This is a genomic window from Peribacillus simplex, assembly GCF_900156045.1.
Taxonomy (GTDB): Bacteria; Bacillota; Bacilli; order Bacillales; family DSM-1321; genus Peribacillus; species Peribacillus simplex_D.
In genome coordinates, this window is record NZ_FTMX01000005.1 from 1 (window position 1) to 15,998 (window position 15,998).

The 15,998-nt window shown below is 37.3% G+C and carries 17 protein-coding genes; 9 read left to right on the forward strand and 8 right to left on the reverse strand.

Annotation, left to right across the window (positions count from 1 at the left end):
- From BW986_RS17050 to BW986_RS17065, 4 genes are all read left to right on the forward strand, one after another.
- Window positions 1-1,977: DNA/RNA non-specific endonuclease (locus BW986_RS17050; RefSeq protein ID WP_076369077.1), on the forward strand; the 1,977-nt coding region annotated here is incomplete at its 5' end.
- A 2-nt stretch (window positions 1,978-1,979) separates the two neighbouring features.
- Complete coding sequence (locus BW986_RS17055) at window positions 1,980-2,447, forward strand: antitoxin YezG family protein (RefSeq protein WP_076369078.1); 468 nt, start codon at window positions 1,980-1,982, stop codon at window positions 2,445-2,447.
- 318 nt (window positions 2,448-2,765) lie between these two features.
- Window positions 2,766-3,467 carry an AHH domain-containing protein gene (locus BW986_RS17060; RefSeq protein WP_260320884.1) on the forward strand — a complete coding sequence of 234 codons (702 nt, stop codon included), beginning with the start codon at window positions 2,766-2,768 and terminating at the stop codon, window positions 3,465-3,467.
- 6 nt (window positions 3,468-3,473) lie between these two features.
- Window positions 3,474-3,962: a hypothetical protein gene (locus BW986_RS17065; protein WP_076369079.1), complete on the forward strand. Its 489-nt coding sequence runs from the start codon at window positions 3,474-3,476 to the stop codon at window positions 3,960-3,962.
- A 240-nt stretch (window positions 3,963-4,202) separates the two neighbouring features.
- Here BW986_RS17065 and BW986_RS17070 read toward each other — a convergent pair whose 3' ends face one another.
- On the reverse strand, window positions 4,203-5,117 hold the full coding sequence (locus BW986_RS17070; protein ID WP_076369080.1) for an iron-hydroxamate ABC transporter substrate-binding protein: 915 nt from the start codon (window positions 5,115-5,117) through the stop codon (window positions 4,203-4,205).
- Window positions 5,118-5,482: 365 nt separating this feature from the next.
- On the opposite strand from BW986_RS17070, the gene BW986_RS30290 reads away from it, so the two are divergent.
- Window positions 5,483-5,641, forward strand: coding sequence for a hypothetical protein (locus BW986_RS30290; protein ID WP_179086105.1), 159 nt, complete (start codon window positions 5,483-5,485; stop codon window positions 5,639-5,641).
- Between the two features lie 1,528 nt (window positions 5,642-7,169).
- Here BW986_RS30290 and BW986_RS17075 read toward each other — a convergent pair.
- The 3 genes from BW986_RS17075 to BW986_RS17085 are packed head-to-tail and all read right to left on the reverse strand — an operon-like array spanning window position 7,170 to window position 8,230.
- Complete coding sequence (locus tag BW986_RS17075) at window positions 7,170-7,451, reverse strand: hypothetical protein (protein ID WP_076369081.1); 282 nt, start codon at window positions 7,449-7,451, stop codon at window positions 7,170-7,172.
- A 10-nt stretch (window positions 7,452-7,461) separates the two neighbouring features.
- Window positions 7,462-7,851 carry an SHOCT-like domain-containing protein gene (locus BW986_RS17080; protein WP_076369082.1) on the reverse strand — a complete coding sequence of 130 codons (390 nt, stop codon included), beginning with the start codon at window positions 7,849-7,851 and terminating at the stop codon, window positions 7,462-7,464.
- Window positions 7,852-7,864: 13 nt separating this feature from the next.
- Window positions 7,865-8,230, reverse strand: coding sequence for a DUF2089 domain-containing protein (locus tag BW986_RS17085; RefSeq protein ID WP_076369083.1), 366 nt, complete (start codon window positions 8,228-8,230; stop codon window positions 7,865-7,867).
- A 529-nt stretch (window positions 8,231-8,759) separates the two neighbouring features.
- On the opposite strand from BW986_RS17085, the gene BW986_RS17090 reads away from it, so the two are divergent.
- A complete protein-coding gene (locus tag BW986_RS17090) occupies window positions 8,760-8,975 on the forward strand; it encodes a hypothetical protein (RefSeq protein WP_076369084.1) in 216 nt (71 codons plus the stop codon).
- Window positions 8,976-9,140: 165 nt separating this feature from the next.
- Complete coding sequence (locus BW986_RS17095) at window positions 9,141-10,103, forward strand: peptidoglycan-binding protein (RefSeq protein WP_081395674.1); 963 nt, start codon at window positions 9,141-9,143, stop codon at window positions 10,101-10,103.
- Window positions 10,104-10,213: 110 nt separating this feature from the next.
- On the opposite strand, the gene BW986_RS17100 is transcribed toward BW986_RS17095, so the two are convergent.
- Window positions 10,214-10,528, reverse strand: coding sequence for a hypothetical protein (locus BW986_RS17100; RefSeq protein ID WP_076369085.1), 315 nt, complete (start codon window positions 10,526-10,528; stop codon window positions 10,214-10,216).
- A 285-nt stretch (window positions 10,529-10,813) separates the two neighbouring features.
- On the opposite strand from BW986_RS17100, the gene BW986_RS17105 reads away from it, so the two are divergent.
- Window positions 10,814-12,418 carry a phosphodiester glycosidase family protein gene (locus BW986_RS17105; RefSeq protein ID WP_076369086.1) on the forward strand — a complete coding sequence of 535 codons (1,605 nt, stop codon included), beginning with the start codon at window positions 10,814-10,816 and terminating at the stop codon, window positions 12,416-12,418.
- Between the two features lie 330 nt (window positions 12,419-12,748).
- Here BW986_RS17105 and BW986_RS17110 read toward each other — a convergent pair whose 3' ends face one another.
- A complete protein-coding gene (locus BW986_RS17110; RefSeq protein ID WP_076369087.1) occupies window positions 12,749-13,333 on the reverse strand; it encodes a TetR/AcrR family transcriptional regulator in 585 nt (194 codons plus the stop codon).
- 7 nt (window positions 13,334-13,340) lie between these two features.
- Entirely contained in the window at window positions 13,341-14,093 is a 753-nt protein-coding gene (locus tag BW986_RS17115) for an alpha/beta fold hydrolase (RefSeq protein ID WP_076369088.1), read from the reverse strand.
- Window positions 14,094-14,329: 236 nt separating this feature from the next.
- Here BW986_RS17115 and BW986_RS17120 point away from each other — a divergent pair, with 236 nt between their 5' ends.
- Window positions 14,330-15,208: an acyltransferase gene (locus BW986_RS17120; RefSeq protein WP_076369089.1), complete on the forward strand. Its 879-nt coding sequence runs from the start codon at window positions 14,330-14,332 to the stop codon at window positions 15,206-15,208.
- Window positions 15,209-15,624: 416 nt separating this feature from the next.
- Here BW986_RS17120 and BW986_RS17125 read toward each other — a convergent pair whose 3' ends face one another.
- The gene (locus BW986_RS17125) at window positions 15,625-15,894 is read right to left on the reverse strand and encodes a hypothetical protein (RefSeq protein ID WP_076369090.1); all 270 of its coding nucleotides are present in this window, start codon (window positions 15,892-15,894) and stop codon (window positions 15,625-15,627) included.
- Between the last annotated feature and the right edge of the window lie 104 nt (window positions 15,895-15,998).

The following is a 15,998-nucleotide window of genomic DNA, read 5'->3' on the forward strand; positions in this document are numbered from 1 at the left end:
GCGATGAAAATATATGAAGCCAAGACATTGACGGCCGCAACCAAGTCGCGCGCCAAGCAATATGAAGAACTAAAGAAGGAAGTCACAGCCCTGAAAAAGGAATTTCAGGGCATCGTCGGCCTGGATAACGAGTTTCAAGGAGCCGGTGCCACTGCCATCAAAAGCTTCTATGAAGCGCAAATCGAGGTGGCGGATGCCTGGATGGAGCTATTCACGACCCAAATCAGCTTTTTGGAAGGCATTCCAGCCAGTCTGGAAGAGGCGGACCTCTCCGGAAATACGGTGGTCGAGGTTCCCTTTTTAGATGGCGAAGTCTCGAACGGCATCAACCAAGCGAAGTCGCTTGTCGATCAACAAGCAAACGATCTTCAAAGGATCCTCGACAGCATTGACGATATTCTGCCTCTTGATAGGTTCGACCAAAAGGGTTTTAATGAAAAAATCACGCTGGCCGGACAAAGGCTGGATGACACCGTGACAAAGGTCGAGAATGTCGACCGGCAATTGGTCGAGGAATATGATGTATCCGTCGGGCAGGAAAACGTGGCCGTTGGCCTCTTCCGCGCCTTGCTTGATGCCACCAAACAGGACGGCAACGTTTCGCCGGTGACGTTCAACCAATCGGCATTCAAGAACAGTGACGTCTATCAAGTGAAGGATGAAGTCGCCGGTCAGATGAAAGACTATCAGACCTTCAAAAAGCAGCAAGCAGAAGCCCGGAAAATCGAACGGGAAATGGAAGAACTCGAAAACCGCCCATGGTACGAAAAGGCCTGGGATACGACAAAAACCTTTACAGGGGAATTCACGGGATATTATGATTCTATCAGGGCCTCAACCGGAGTCGATCCAGTAACCGGCCGCAAGCTGTCCGATGCCGAACGAATCGCCGCCGGCGCCATGGCAGCCGCTGGATTCATCCCCGTCGTCGGCTGGGCCGGCCGTGCCATCAAAGGCGGCAGCGCCATCTACAAAACCGCCAAAGGACTCAACGCGGCGAACCACGCGCTCGATGCCTATAAAACGACAAAAGGCTTTAGCCTCCTCCAGAAAACCGAGTACGGGATATACGGACTCCTCGCAGCCAATGGCCTCGGCGAAGCGGCCACCGGCAAAGACATGTTCGGCAACCAGCTGACCGAGGAACAGCGCCAGAACGGCCTGTTGATGGCACTCGGAATCGGCGGTGTGGCAGGTGCGGCGAAGGTCGTTGATAAAGTGGCGAGTGGTACAAAGTTCGTCCCTTACAGCAAGGAATTTGCGCAAAGGCAGGTTCAGAAGGCTCAAGCATTCGGCCGGCAAATCGGCAATGTGGAAGTACCTCTTCGTATCAGAGTCGAAGAGTTAGCCACGGCGTATGGAAACAACTACAAGCATGTGACTTTTGATAAAACGGCTATTAAGGATATAGTACAGAAGTTTGCGGTAAAGAGTGATGGTGGTAAGGGTACAGGCAAAGTAGTGCTAGCAAAAGGATCGAATGAAATTACAAAAGTGGCGTATGGAAAGCACTATACAAGAGAACGAATGAAGAAAGTTTTAAAACCGAATATTGAATATACATCCCCTGGAGGTCATGTATATAAAACGGACGAAAAGGGTCGGATAACAAGTGTAGAAGGTTCTCTCGACTTAGGCAGTGGCAAACGAAACAATTATGCACAGCGGATTGCTGGAAGAGAAGACCGCTTGCCAGATGATCAAGGGGGCCACTTAATCGCCAGCATATTTAAAGGGTCTGGTCATTTAGACAACCTTGTTCCTATGAATGCAAACCTGAATATGGGAGAATGGAAAAAACTCGAAATATCTTGGGCAAAAGCTTTAGACAGTAATCCTCCTAAAACAGTTGAAGTGAAAATTACTCCAGTTTATAAAGGAGACTCTAAGCGGCCCGCTAGTTTTAGAATAAATTATAAGATTGATAATAGTCGTTGGGAGAGAAGAATGTTTGAAAATAAATCAGGAGGTAGGTAAGTATGAATGAAATTAAACTTAATAGTATTTATCAACAAATAGCTCAAACTATTAATGAAACTATACCAGAGGAATGGTCAAAGGTATTAATGTACGGTGAAATTGCTGAAGGTACCGGTACTGCATTCTTTTTTTATTATACCTCTAAAAGTGAAGTGCCTATTTATAGTCATGATATACCTGAAATATATAGTTTTAATGAAGAAGAATACGATAAATTATGGTATCAATTATTAGATGAATTAAAACTATTGTCAGATGAATTTAAAAATAATAATCAAGAACAATGGACCAATTTAACTTTCACTTTAGAAAATACAGGGAAATTTAAGGTTGACTATGATTATGAAGATCTATCAGATGCAGATGATCATGAAAGAAGGGTTATTTGGGAATATACTCGTTTGGGCCTTTTACCTGAATCTGAATATGATAAGAGTATTTTAGAAGAATACCTTAAGAAAGAATGATGTAGGGCAAAAAAAGCCTGTTCGAATGACCTTAACGTAAAAGTTAAGGTCTTTTCATTGTATAGAATATGTATCATCTATCGGTTCCTCAAATAATAGGCTGTGAGGACTTAAAATCATATAGAATTACTTCAGGCAAGGTGGCTAAGGGAAATATTAGCAAGTGGTACAAAGTTCGTCCCTTACAGCAAGGAATTTGCGCAAAGGCAGGTTCAGAAGGCTCAAGATACAATAACAGACATAGCGAGATCAGGAAAAACCACGTTAAAAAATATAGGTGAAGCAATCGGTAAAAAAGAAATCCCTAAACGGATAAGTATGGAACAAGTATCCCTCGCAGGAGGACCAACCCTTCGCCAAGTTATGATGGAAAAGCAGACAATTAAGGAAGCCTATCAGAAATTCACGGTGAAGGATAGAAAAGTAGAGGGTGTTTCAGGGGAGAGTGTTCCTAAGGGTACGGGTAAAGTTAAAAGGCTTATTCCTGGTAGTCCTGGAAAGGTGACAGGAGGTAGTTCTACAAAATTAGGGAAAAATATGTTTGAAGAAATGGGTCTACCTAAAACTACAAAAAGAACGCCCTATCAAGCACAACATATTATTCCAAAGGAATTTAGAAGTCATCCTGTATTAATAAAAATAGGAATGGATATGGACGATGCCTCAAATGGATTTTTTCTTCGAGTACCTGATGCTGATATTAGTACTACTTCTAGACATAAAGGATATCACTCAGTTTATAGTAATTTTGTTAGAAAAAAATTAGACGAAATAGATGTTAGTCAAGATATATCTAAAATAGAAATGCAAGTTTTTGAATTGCAACAAAAGTTAAGAACACTTCAAGAAAAGGGATTACCATTATACATGAAAGATGCTTATCTTGAAACTGAGCTTAAGAGGATAAAAGAAATTGGGTTGGAACAGTATAAAATTGAAAGAATGGAAAAGGAGATTGGAACCCCTGTATGGAAAAGAGGAGGGGGGGGCAACAGTCGACCTATGGGAAAGGTGGTATAATAAGTAATGAATTATGGTATATATAATCATTTTGTTGAAGAAGTGATACAGTTTTCGAAAAACTTTCAAGGAAAACTTTCTAATAATATTTCAGATAAAATTGTTTTTATTAATGATATAAAAACAGCAGAGCACTTAGCTTATGATGAAATATTTGGTGAAGACGAATATAATTGGAAAGATATCAGGGAATTAGAAATGAGTGAAGTTTGGGGTAGTTATTATGCAATGCCAGAAGATGAAAAGCCGGAGGGATTGGAAGCATTATTAGAAATAATCTCTAAGAATGTAAGAGAAAGCCCATTTGAATATAATTTATTTTATAACGATGTTGTGGCTGATCTTACTAATTGTGCTATCAATAGAGCAATAAATGGAAAGAATAGTTCCTTTTTTGAAGAATTATTTGACATATATCAATTCGGTGCTTTTCCTTGCGGTTGGAATGGTGATTATCCAGATGGGAAAATTGTTGCGTATAAATTGAAAAAATGAATTGAGTATTTTAGAAGAATACCTTAAGAAAGAATAACGGTGGACAAGAAAAGCTTGTTTTTTTGTATGACCTTAACGCCAAAGGTAAGGTCTTTTCATTGTTGATATGAATATCAGCTAGAGCTAGATTTAACACTGATTGTCTTTTGGCACAGGTGCTTTTTGTTTTTCTAAGAAGAAGTTCAAGTATAAACCACATTAAAGCAGGAATTCTTATTTAAAGAATTCCTGCTTTGCATACTATTTGTTAAGAAATGATTTTTCGAAAAATTCCAGAAGGTGTTCTAGAGTGATTGGGTCACTGTATGTGGATGCTTTACTATTTATTTCAAATATACGATCGTTCTTAACGGCAGGTATATTTTTCCACGTGTCAGTCTCCACAAATGAATTAACCACATCCGGGTTTTTACTAAAGATAATATAATCTCCAGTATACTCAGGAAGCACTTCCGATGAGAGGACATAAATGCCGGATTTAAGTGCTTTTTCTTTTACTTTTTCAGGCATTTTCAAGTCCATTGCTTGATACAATATTTCTGTTCCACGTGCATAATTATTTCCGAATACATAAAACTCTTTGGCATCATTTTCAATCACAGAAACGGTTGCATCTTCACCAATTTTTGCACGTATCTCTTTTCCTGCGGATTCGGCACGCGTTTTGAAATCATTAACCCATTCTTTTGCTTCCTTTTCTTTATTTAATAGTTTTCCGATTTCAATTTGCTGTGATAAATAATCTAATTTCCCCCAAGTGAATACTACAGTTGGAGCAATTTCATTTAGCTTTGCAATATTTTTCATCTCGGATCCCGCTATGATTAGGTCCGGTTCCAGTTCAATGATTTTCTCCAGGTTATCTTCTGATACGACTTCGACACCCTTTAGTCTTTCTTGAAAAAGGGGATTCATATTAGTCCATTGATCGATCCCGACCACATTACCTTCTAAAGCCAATACATTAGGTCCATTAGAGAGAGCAATTATTCTTTTTGGATTTTTAGGAATCTCAACAGGACCAGTTTCTGATTGATACGTAACTGTTGCTTTTTTTGTCTTGGATTCATTATCTTCGTTCGCTGTCTCTTTGTTCCCACAAGCACTGAGAATAAGTACGAACAAGAGCAGGAAGGGTATGTATAGCTTTTTCATTCTGATTTTCTCCTTATTAATTATAGTGTAGGTGAAAAATATACCAAAAAATACCTAATTAATAATGATATTCATTTTCAATGACTACATCAACATATTAATAGGAATGATAATCATTGTCAATAACTTTCGAAAGTTTGCTAAACTCCTTGAATCGAGCTGTCATCCCTACTTGTAGAAACATGTTTAAGGCTGGTTGGAGAAAAGCTATGACACTGCTTGGAGGAATAGGGTACTCATATATTAATGAAGGAAATAAACTATCCGGTAGTTGGTCTTAATGTAGCCAAGGAGAAGAGGCAAGATAAGGTCAGGGATCTTTGATAGATCAGAACCATTTTCAATTGGCATACTAGAAGGAAACGATGGCTACGCTAATTTGGAAATCCCAGCTTATCCAAGCGACAAAGACCGAACAAGCCTTTTTCGAAGAAATGCTAAAAAAATTGGCTTATTATCTCATTCTTTCGTTAGTGCAAACCTTTGTGTCTCATTTACATGATGATATTCTTCACCTTTCTTAAAACGGTTTCTTCACTTTTTAATATAGCGAAATTGTTTATCAAGGATCATCCAACACAACCTTTAAAACTTACTGATGCAGCGAGTCATTTTCATATGTTTGGTAGGCACTTGTCTCGGATATTAGTCTTGGAATCAGGTGTAAGTTACTCAGAGTTTGTTCAAAATGAGAGAATACAGAGAGCTGCGACCTTAATAAAAACAACAGATTTATCCATTAAAGATATTTCGGAAGAGAGCAGTACTTACCGTTTATTATTTTTTGAGCCACTAATGCCTGTATAAGCCTGTATCGAAATGTAATGAACGTCATAAACCAGCTAACAAGATTAAAAATCCTTTTTTTAACTTTTTTCGTATATTGCTACCTTCCTGTATTATAGTTATACTTCCAAATTTGAGTTCAAATAAATATGACCTCTCTTTTAATATCTCATAATATAATTATGTAAACAGATAGGAACTGGAAAATTGGCAAAAGAGTTCAACTATTATAACTCCTGATCCTTCACAGGAATCAATAGCAACACCGTTAACAGTTGGAAATATGAAAATCGAAGCATACCTCCCCGGAGAAACCCAACATGGCTGCCAAAGTATAATTTATTATTTGTTGACATGATTTTCTTGCTGGAACAAAAGAATTCAGGAATCATCGATGAAGCGAACATGGAAGCAGGGACAAATACGATGAAGAAAGAATTTAATATATGTATCTAAAGATGCGAAAAACGCCAACAAATTGGGGAGATTTCAGTTTGCTTTAAATACATTGGAAATCGTCTAGAATCATGGAAATGAATTAATTTGCATTCACTTCTAAACTTTTAGCAACTTGTCCACACATTCCAACAGTCCATGCATATACAATAGTAAGGAGGTTGTTAGGATGGAGATAAATTGTTGTTATGAGGAAAAATGTTATGAGGAAAATGATCCCAGTACAGTATGGTTTCCTGGGAAACATTGTAAATGTAAATGTAAATGCAAATGCAAAAAGGACAAGCGCCGTAACCATTAATCACTAAAAGAATGAAGCAACGTAAAAAGTTGTTCAACAGAGGCAGTCCTTGTGGCTGCCTTTTTTATTTGGACATGCAGTTGTAGATTAGGATGTATTAGTGCAAATATAAAGATGAAAAAACATTCAACCGTGATGACTGAATGTTTATAAGACAGTTTTTCTTAAGGTTGGAGGTTGAAAATACGCAACAATACGAATGAAAAATAATCGAAAGCTGGTTGAGGATTGGCGAAGTGTGCTGGAGGCTGGATGATTTTTGGAACTGACGCTGTGACTTTAGGAGATTATTTGCATCTGTTTTAGTATATGTTGCACGATAAGTAAATTTCATAAGAACAATTTTGTAGCTTTAAAATAAAGATCGGCCAAATGGAAAAACCCCATTTTGGATCGATTCAAAAATGGAGTTATTTTATTTCGCTAAGTATGAGCTTTTTATAAGTTGATTAAATGTCACTCCTCTTTAAATGGAAGGATATTTTAATCAAGGTGTTTCCTACATAAAATTATAGTCTAACCTTAACCTCAGTGCCGTCCTTAGCTTTGACATCTACTAGCACGATCCCTTTATAATTTTTCAGTTCCTTGACGATAGGCTTTAGCGTTTTTTTGTCTATTAGTGGAAAGGTAAAGTCCAGTTTTTTTCTTTCGAACTGCTCTTTTGTCCATTTGTTTGCATTTTGCTGAAAAAATTTTGAAGTCAAAATTGAAATAACGATGTTTAAAATAGCATATGGAATTGGGATGGAAAACCGAACGTCTTTTGCTTTTACTTTTACATGCATCATAAGCAAATCACTAATCAATGATGACCGAAACGGTATCCCCGTTTGCCGATTTAATATCAACAATTTGGCCATCTAATTCGTTTTCGATTGCTTCAATAATAAGGTTTATGTTTATATCTTTAACGTACTTTTCCGATTGAGGAATACTAGCTGCGATGCTGTGTCCAGCCATTAATACAACCTTGACGAGTTTTATAGGCAAATTGACCGTGACGTTATCATTTTCGGCTGATACAACACGAATTTTTAATGTTTTATCCAAATATTTAGTCGGTTTTTCAAAAAGCTTATTCCCTGTTTCTTCTTTCTCTTTTAGTACTTGAATCAGTTCTGATCCCTTATCTGCATCAATCTTCCCTTCTTGAACCATTGTTAACACTCTTGTAATTTCCTCTTTCATGATAAATTCCTCCTTATTCCTCTTTTAAGAGCTTTATAGCTTCTTCTGGTGTGATTTCACCATTTTCCAACATGGTGACAACTTTTTTCTCGTCTACTTCATTTTTCTTCTTCTGTACATATCCAAGGGATGAAATGATGTCTGTTAGCTTGCCTCGAACCGTTGGATACGAAATCCCCAGTTCCTTTTCAACTTCTTTGATATTCCCTCTGCATGTTAAAAATACTTCTACAAAATGAAGCTGATCATTTGATAAGGATGCCAGCTTAGATAATTCAAACTCATTTTCAATCGTAGTATGACAATGAGAGCACTGCAACTTTGTAATTTTCAATGTTTCACTGCAGACAGGACAATTTGTGATTACTTTATAAGCCATAATGAAATTCCTTTCTTTTATTTGATTCGATTATATAACAAAGTATTGAAAATATAAATAATAACATTTAAAATTTTAACAAAATAAATCAATAATATTAATTTGTTGTTTAATATTATTGATTATCTGTTTCCGTTATTCATTCAAGTATTATATTTACCATAGTGTAAATATACATAATGAGGACGATTACTTAGACTAAGAGATGCTGAATAATAATCTCTGGATATTTGATATTAATATTCCACCTGAGGATAATTCAACAGTCGTAGAATTGATGTATTATTTAATGATAGAACTTGAAAATTACTTAGTCTATATTTTAGTTATTCCAGAATAGGGTGCGATTGTTGAATAAAACTTAGATTTTTAAAAGACTTTATTGTTATATTTTTTTAGGACAGTGAAAGATACTATATCGAAAATTAAACGACTATATTTTAACCCCGTCCTAAATTTAGAACGGGGTCTACTTAGCCTGTTTTTCCTGTATAATAATACTATATTTTACATTCAGGAGGGATTATTTATGGACCAAGCCAGCAGTTTAATAGGGCTTCTTGCAATCATACCGATTTTGTTTTATCTAGGACTTATTGTTTTAAGTGTTTATTTCATTATTAAGATAATAAAATTCATCAATGCAAAGACAAGATTAGATCAAGAAAGAAATGAAAAGCTGGATGAATTGATAAAGGTTATTGGCAAAGGTAAAGATAAAGAAAATCAAAATAAGCCTTTATAAAATAAAAGCACAATCCCATTAAGGGTTGTGCTTTTGTTATTTTACCAGAATTGTATGGTGATGAACCCATCCTAAATCCACATAAAAGGACGTTTTTTGTAACGTCAAGGTAGGTGTACAAGCATTTCCTAATAAGTACCATAACATATTTAGGAGGTGATAAAATTGGCAGTTAAATTAGAAACTTTATTGGCTCGTTCGGAAAAGAATATGGGCAGCGGAATTCATCCAGTCGTAAAAGAATCAGCATTGGAAATGGTTAAACGGGCATACGAAGAAGGCATTTTTGTCCAAATCAGCGCAGGTTATCGGTCTATGGAAGATCAAGCAAAGCTATATGGTCAAGGTCGCCTAGGTTATATCTACGATGGTAAAAACTATAGTGATTTATCGAAGCCGAGAGTGACCAATGCGATGCCAGGTCAATCTTACCATAACTATGGACTAGCCATTGATTACTTCATAGTCAGCGATAATGGAAAGAACGCCATATGGACTGTTGATGCAAAATGGAAACGGGTAGCGGCCATTGGTAAAACCTTGGGCTTTGCATGGGGCGGGGATTGGTCAAGCTTGAAAGATTATCCACACTTGGATATGACGGGCGGACTAACTTATTCCCAGCTAAAAGCGGGAACAAAGCCTAGACTGATATCAAAAGTGAATGGAACCACGCCACCAGCTACACAAGTCGAATCGGATGTCATTATAAAAGATACGCCTGCAAAGGACAGCGGCAATCCAGCTATCAAGTCCATCCAAAGTACATTAAATAGCCGGTATAATGCAAAAATAGATGTTGATGGTTATTATGGTCCTAATACTAAAAAAGCGCTGATCAAGGGTTTTCAAACCGAATTAAATAAACAATACGGTGCAAAGATCAATGTTGATGGAATATGGGGACCCCAAACAAAAGCGGCATCACCTAATGTTAGGGAAGGGGCGAAAGGGAATATCACCTATATTCTTCAGGCTGCACTTTATTTGGAAGGGCAAAATCCACATGGCATGGATGGTATCTTTGGAAGCGGAACGGAAATAGCGGTTAAGGCATTTCAAAGGGCCAAGGGAATACCTGCAGACGGTATTGCAGGTGAAAATACCTTTGCAAAACTATTTGAATAATATATGAGAATAAAACTATAATGCTTAAATGCAATTGGCTTAGAAAAAAAGCCCTAAAAATGAGGGCTTTTTTTGTTTGAATAAAAAATGGTTTTATAATAGCAGTTTTTTTAAAAGTAAATATCCCAATCGTTCAAGAAACGTAGTATAAGAAAAGTAAGAATACATACTGGGACAAGAAATGTGACCGCATTTACGATATGGAAGTACTTTAATGTGGAATGCTTTATACCCTTGACTTTAATCACTAAATAAAAGAATGATAAGGTTGCGATAATTGGGCATAGCAAACCAAGATCTGTTAAAATGCTTGAAATTGGATAGTTCAAGGTACTAAGTCCAATAAGGAATGAAGCAAGGCAGATAATATTGATAACCGACAAAACGGTTAGTATTAATAATAAGTTCTTTTTTACTGTCTCCATAAATTTCACCTCCAAAGTGATAATCCCACTCGATATCTTATGATATCCAATGATTAGGAAGCAAGGCAAGGTTAAGGCTTTGTTAAAATTAAAGGTTGATTTACTGAGTACAAAGAAAAAATATCCAAAAGTTGTCCTTTCACAAAAATGAATTGTAATATTTATCGAGTATTTATACTCATTTTCGTTCACTTAAAATTGACTGAAATATAATGGTCTTTTTAATTTTCCAACACATTTAGACAATAAAGTTAAAGGATGACATAACTTTATTGGAGGAAAAAGATGAAAAACATATGGAAAAAGCCAATTTTGCCTATCGCCTCTATTAGTCTAGCGTCAGTGATGATTGTTAATGCGATTCCGGAAACTCCAGTTCAAGCAGAATTGAATGTTCAATCACAAGTGCAAATGAATAATCATGTGCTTCCGCTGGGAACGTCTAATTTGCATGAGCAAAGAACTTCCATGAATCCAGCACCAGGAGTGACGTATACCAAAATCAATCGTGGTGAAACATCTTCTAAAGACTATTTCACAGTGGATGTGGCATTTGTGGAAACACAAAAGCAGGCAAAGATATTGTTGGGAAATTTAAAGAGGGACGGTTTCAAAAATGCTCGCATTATAAAGGAACCGGATCGGGCCTTGGATGACCGAGGAAAAGGTCCACTTGGATACATTGTTCGCATCGGCCAATATCAGCAGGAAGCAGATGCAGCCGAAATGAGAAACAAGTTATCGGAAAAGGGATATTCGGGTCTACGGACTGTGTATACGGGTGAAGACGGAGAGAATACATCAGGACCATGGGTAGTGAACGTACTTGAAGTGGATAGGGATCGATTTCAAGGGCATGTGGTGCCTGAATTAGCAAATGATGCAGTGATAGGAAAAGAAACATTGACCCAAATGGCTGATAGAAATGATGCCATTGCAGGAGTTAATGCTGGATACTTTGTTGTTGGGGCCAAGGATGGAACACCGGGCGATCTTGCCGGTATATTCGCCAGCAAAGGTCAACTTGTCAGTGAAGCGATAAATGGCCGTTCAGCTCTGATCTTATCTTCTGTTGAAGAGAAGGCAAACATTGCATCTGTTTCCACGTCAATTCAGGCTACTTCATCTGATGGTGCGGTTAGGGAAGTGGATGGATTAAATCGTAAGCCGGGATTAATCCGCAATTGTGGCGGTGTTGGAGGAGATACGACAACAGAACGGCCGAAACACGATTTTACTTGTATGGATGAAAGTGAGCTTATCCAATATACATCCGTATTTGGAGAAAAGACAGAATCGGGCGACGGTGTGGAAGTGGTAATAAATCATGCCGGGGAAGTGGCGGAAATTCGTAACCATCGTGGGGGAATAATTCCAAGCAGCGGTTCTGTTCTTGCGGGAACGGGGGAAGCGGCAGAATGGCTTCGTGACCATGCCCAACAAGGGATGAAGATTCAGGTGAAGAGTGAAATCCTCGAGGATGGAAAGCCATTAAAATTAGATCAAACCACTAGCATGATTAACGGAGGTCCTCGTTTATTGGAAAACGGAGAAATTTCCATTAATGCCGTAGAGGAAGGTTTTCACTGGGAAGAAGATCCTGGGTTTTATTATCGTTTTGGGGAACGTCGTAATCCTAGAACGCTTGCAGGAATAAAAGAGAATGGCAACCTATTATTTGTCACCATCGATGGACGCGCACCCGGATGGAGTGTGGGGGCTAATTTTGAAGAAAGTGCAAAAGTCATGAAGTCATTGGGAGCCGTAGATGCCATCAATCTTGACGGCGGCGGATCGACGACCATGACAGTTGGGGCTGATCGAGTCACAAGACCCTCTGACGCAACAGGTGAACGCCCGATTGCCGACGGAATATTGTTAGTGAAATAATAGATGAACATGTAAAGGAGATAAAGCGTAACTTCTTCATTTATTCAGAAGATACCTTTAAGCAGTGATAGTAGTTTTAGTTCAAACCGGCCGTTACGAATAAACTAAAAAATCTCTTCAGATAGGTTTCTGAAGAGATTTTATTTATAATGGATCATCCGACCAAGATCAAAAAGAATTAAGCTATATTGCTGTTTGAACTTGAGGCATAATAAAAGGTTAATCATGGGGATTGTTTTCAATTGAAGAAATCTTTTATTCCATTGTAGCCCCGATTGTTGAAGTTCCTCATTTAATCTTTATTCAAGATATGACCTATTAAATGGTAGACTAGTTACAAAACTCCCTTATAATCTGGTTCTTTATTTCTTCTACCGGAAACCCTTGTTGGTAGCTAGAAATCATCAACATAATCCCTTGTAGCACAGATGAAAAATATAACGATCGTTTCCTTGGTTCCTTTTCCCCCATACTTTCAAATATCTTACATTGAAACTCAAATTGTCTAGCATTTGCTTTAATTATGAGATGACTGTATTTTATCAACTCTTCATCAGCCTCTGGCTGAGTTTGCAGGTGTAGATAGAAGCGGTGGACTTCCGGTTTTTTGTGGATATTATCAATGGCACCATTGACTATATGTTCAAGCTGTTCACGAGGTGTATTTAAGGTGAACGCTTCTTCCATGACTTCAACCACTTCCCGGATTCTGGCCTCGACCATTTCTGAAAGCAGTTCTTCTTTTCCTTTGTAATAGTTATAAAGTAACCCCTTAGAAATACCCGCCTTCTTGGCTATATCGCTTATGGAAGTAGCGTAATATCCTTTTTTCATAAATAACTCCATGGCTGCGGCACGGATTTTTTCTTTGGATGCTTGGCGAATGCGGTCATTCTCTTCGGGTGTACGTGGCATTTTAACTTCAATCCTCCATAAAAGCAGTGAATTCTTGATATAAAACCTCAAAATGGGTGAGGGGCAGCATATGATCGGCATCTTCCAGTTCGATGAAACGGATGTTTGGAACCTTACGGAAACAATCAGCAACCCGAAAATTGTCTGCCAAGTCCTTTTTGCCGATAAAAAACAAAGTTTCAGGGTTTAATTCTTTTAATCGTCCCATTGCTGGCGGCTGAGGCCATATCATGCAGAAATCAGCGGGCCACTTAAGCATGCGCCCGAAATGATGCCTGAGCATTTGAACAGCGAGATCTTTGTACGGACTATCGATAACAACTTGATATGTTTGTGAATGAAGGGCAAGAGCCAACATCTTATCTATATTGGGGGCACTTTTCAATATCTTGTCATGATATTGTTCAAACTCCTTTGAATAGGGAAAACCAGTTAAAGAAGGAGCAATTAATACAAGTTTCGATACTCTTTCAGGGTAATTTAGAGCGAAATCAGTTGCAATCTGTCCGCCCATGGAATGGCCTATAATCGTTGCCTGTTTAAGTTCTAGATAATCCATTAATGCCAATACATCGTCAACATAGTTTGCATGTTTAATAGGGGATGGTGATTTACCGGCACCACGTCCATCAAAAGCAATAACTTTGTAATCCTTAGATAAAAGAGATGCCAAAAATGTCCATTGCCTCAAATCAGCACCACCGCCATGAATAAGAACAACAGGATGACCACTGCCAGTAATCTCAAAATGTAAATCCAATGCAACCCCTCCATTTTTCACTGAATTTTCAGTATTATTTTATTATTGAATGAACATTTAGTCAATATAAAACCTAAGTAATTATTTCTATTCCGCATAATTGCGCTAATCAATAGTAAAATCTGAAGGCTTCAGCTTTACATCTCTTCCGTTTTTCTTAGGCGGTCTTTGTGTTGAGCGAAAAATGATGTATAATGAACACGTTTTCAACACTTTGAAAAAGAGGTACGAATTGCATGGAAATCATTTCAAATATATTACAAAAACCAGAAACGGATAATGAAATCCTCTTTATAGGAAATACCGAAGATGAGATTTCATTTGTGAATAGTAAAATCAAATTGTTTGGTGAAGGAAATCGGTTAATTATTGAACGTGGAGCGGAATTTAAAGATGCGACGCTAAGTTTTAATGGCAGCAACTCGCTCATAATCATTGGTAAATCCAAACGCAATGCAACGATAAGAGTCAATGTTTGGAATGACAATACATTTTTCCTAGGTCGCAACTATTCATTTAATGGAGCTGCGAGATTTATTCTCTCTGAACAAAAGAATCTATTCATCGGTGATGATAATATGTTTTCAACTGGTGTAGTCGTTCGTTTGGCAGATCCACATTTGATCTACGATGGAACAACTAGAAAACGGATTAACCCAACAAAGAGTGTGTACTTAGGTGACCACATATGGATTGGACAGGACGTCATGATTCTAAAAGGAGTGGAAGTTGGTACAGGTTCAATTTTGGGTGCAAAGTCACTCGTCGCAAAATCGCTCCCATCAAATGTAGCAGCTGCAGGAAGTCCTGCACGTGTGGTGCGGAAAAATGTTTTTTGGGCACGTCCGTCTGTCCATGCATATACTGAAAAAGAAACAGCACAATCACAAAAATTCCCGGATGGGCGTTTTGTCTATACCTCAAAAGGCTCAACAGCAAAACATTTCGCGAAAATTGAAGAACAGCTAAGTACCGCAACTTCTGTAGAGGAGAAGACTGACATATTAACCCCTTATCTTGATGTAATAAGTAAGAATCGTTTTTTTCTTCCTGTGCCTCCTGAGAGAAAGAAATCATTTCTCGATAGAATCTTTAGCAAGGGAAGTAAGAAGTAGATGAATGAATTATCTCAGATTAAAACCAGAAAATTCTAAATGGTAGTTAAGGGATGATGAATACAGGAATAATTGTAAGTTTTTTTAAAATGCATTTAAGGGGTTTAGTTCCTTATTGTCTTTTTTAGGGTTATTCCTTTTTCACAAAGGAGAATTAGCAATCGGGACAACGTTGAAGAAGGAACAACTGAATAATTTATTGTTTAGTTATAAACGAAAAGACAGAAGCATTTGAAGAAATTGAAGACTTAAAGGACTTACATAAGTCTGTAAATAAACAAATTTTATTAGATTAATTACATTTAGATAAAGTAGCAATGGGTGGTGCAGCTATAATTAGTGCATTAATTTTTGCAATTGCGAATAAGGACATTCTGACCATGACAATAAAAATTAAATATTAAAAGAAAAAGCACTTAGCCTAAATGGTCGAGTGCTTTTTGTGTCTTATTTAATACTTCTTTATTTTTATTAATGAAAACTTTATTTCTTAATATCATTTCTTTATTATTAAGCTCATCATTTAGTTCGGTAGTATTGTTCAGTTTCTCTAGAAGTGAGACTATTGATGGCATTGCTAATAATTCATGGAAAGCTATGTTTGTTTTAGTAGATAAGATTTTTAGCTCAGTAAGTTGACGAGGTGATAAAAAAGACTCAAATGGTTGCCTTTCATTTATTTCCATGATGTACCCTCCATATGATGATGAATTATTAAATTGTAATTTAATTATAAAATAGATAAGTCCAAAAAAATGTATTAATCATGTAAAGATTTGATGAATTGCAG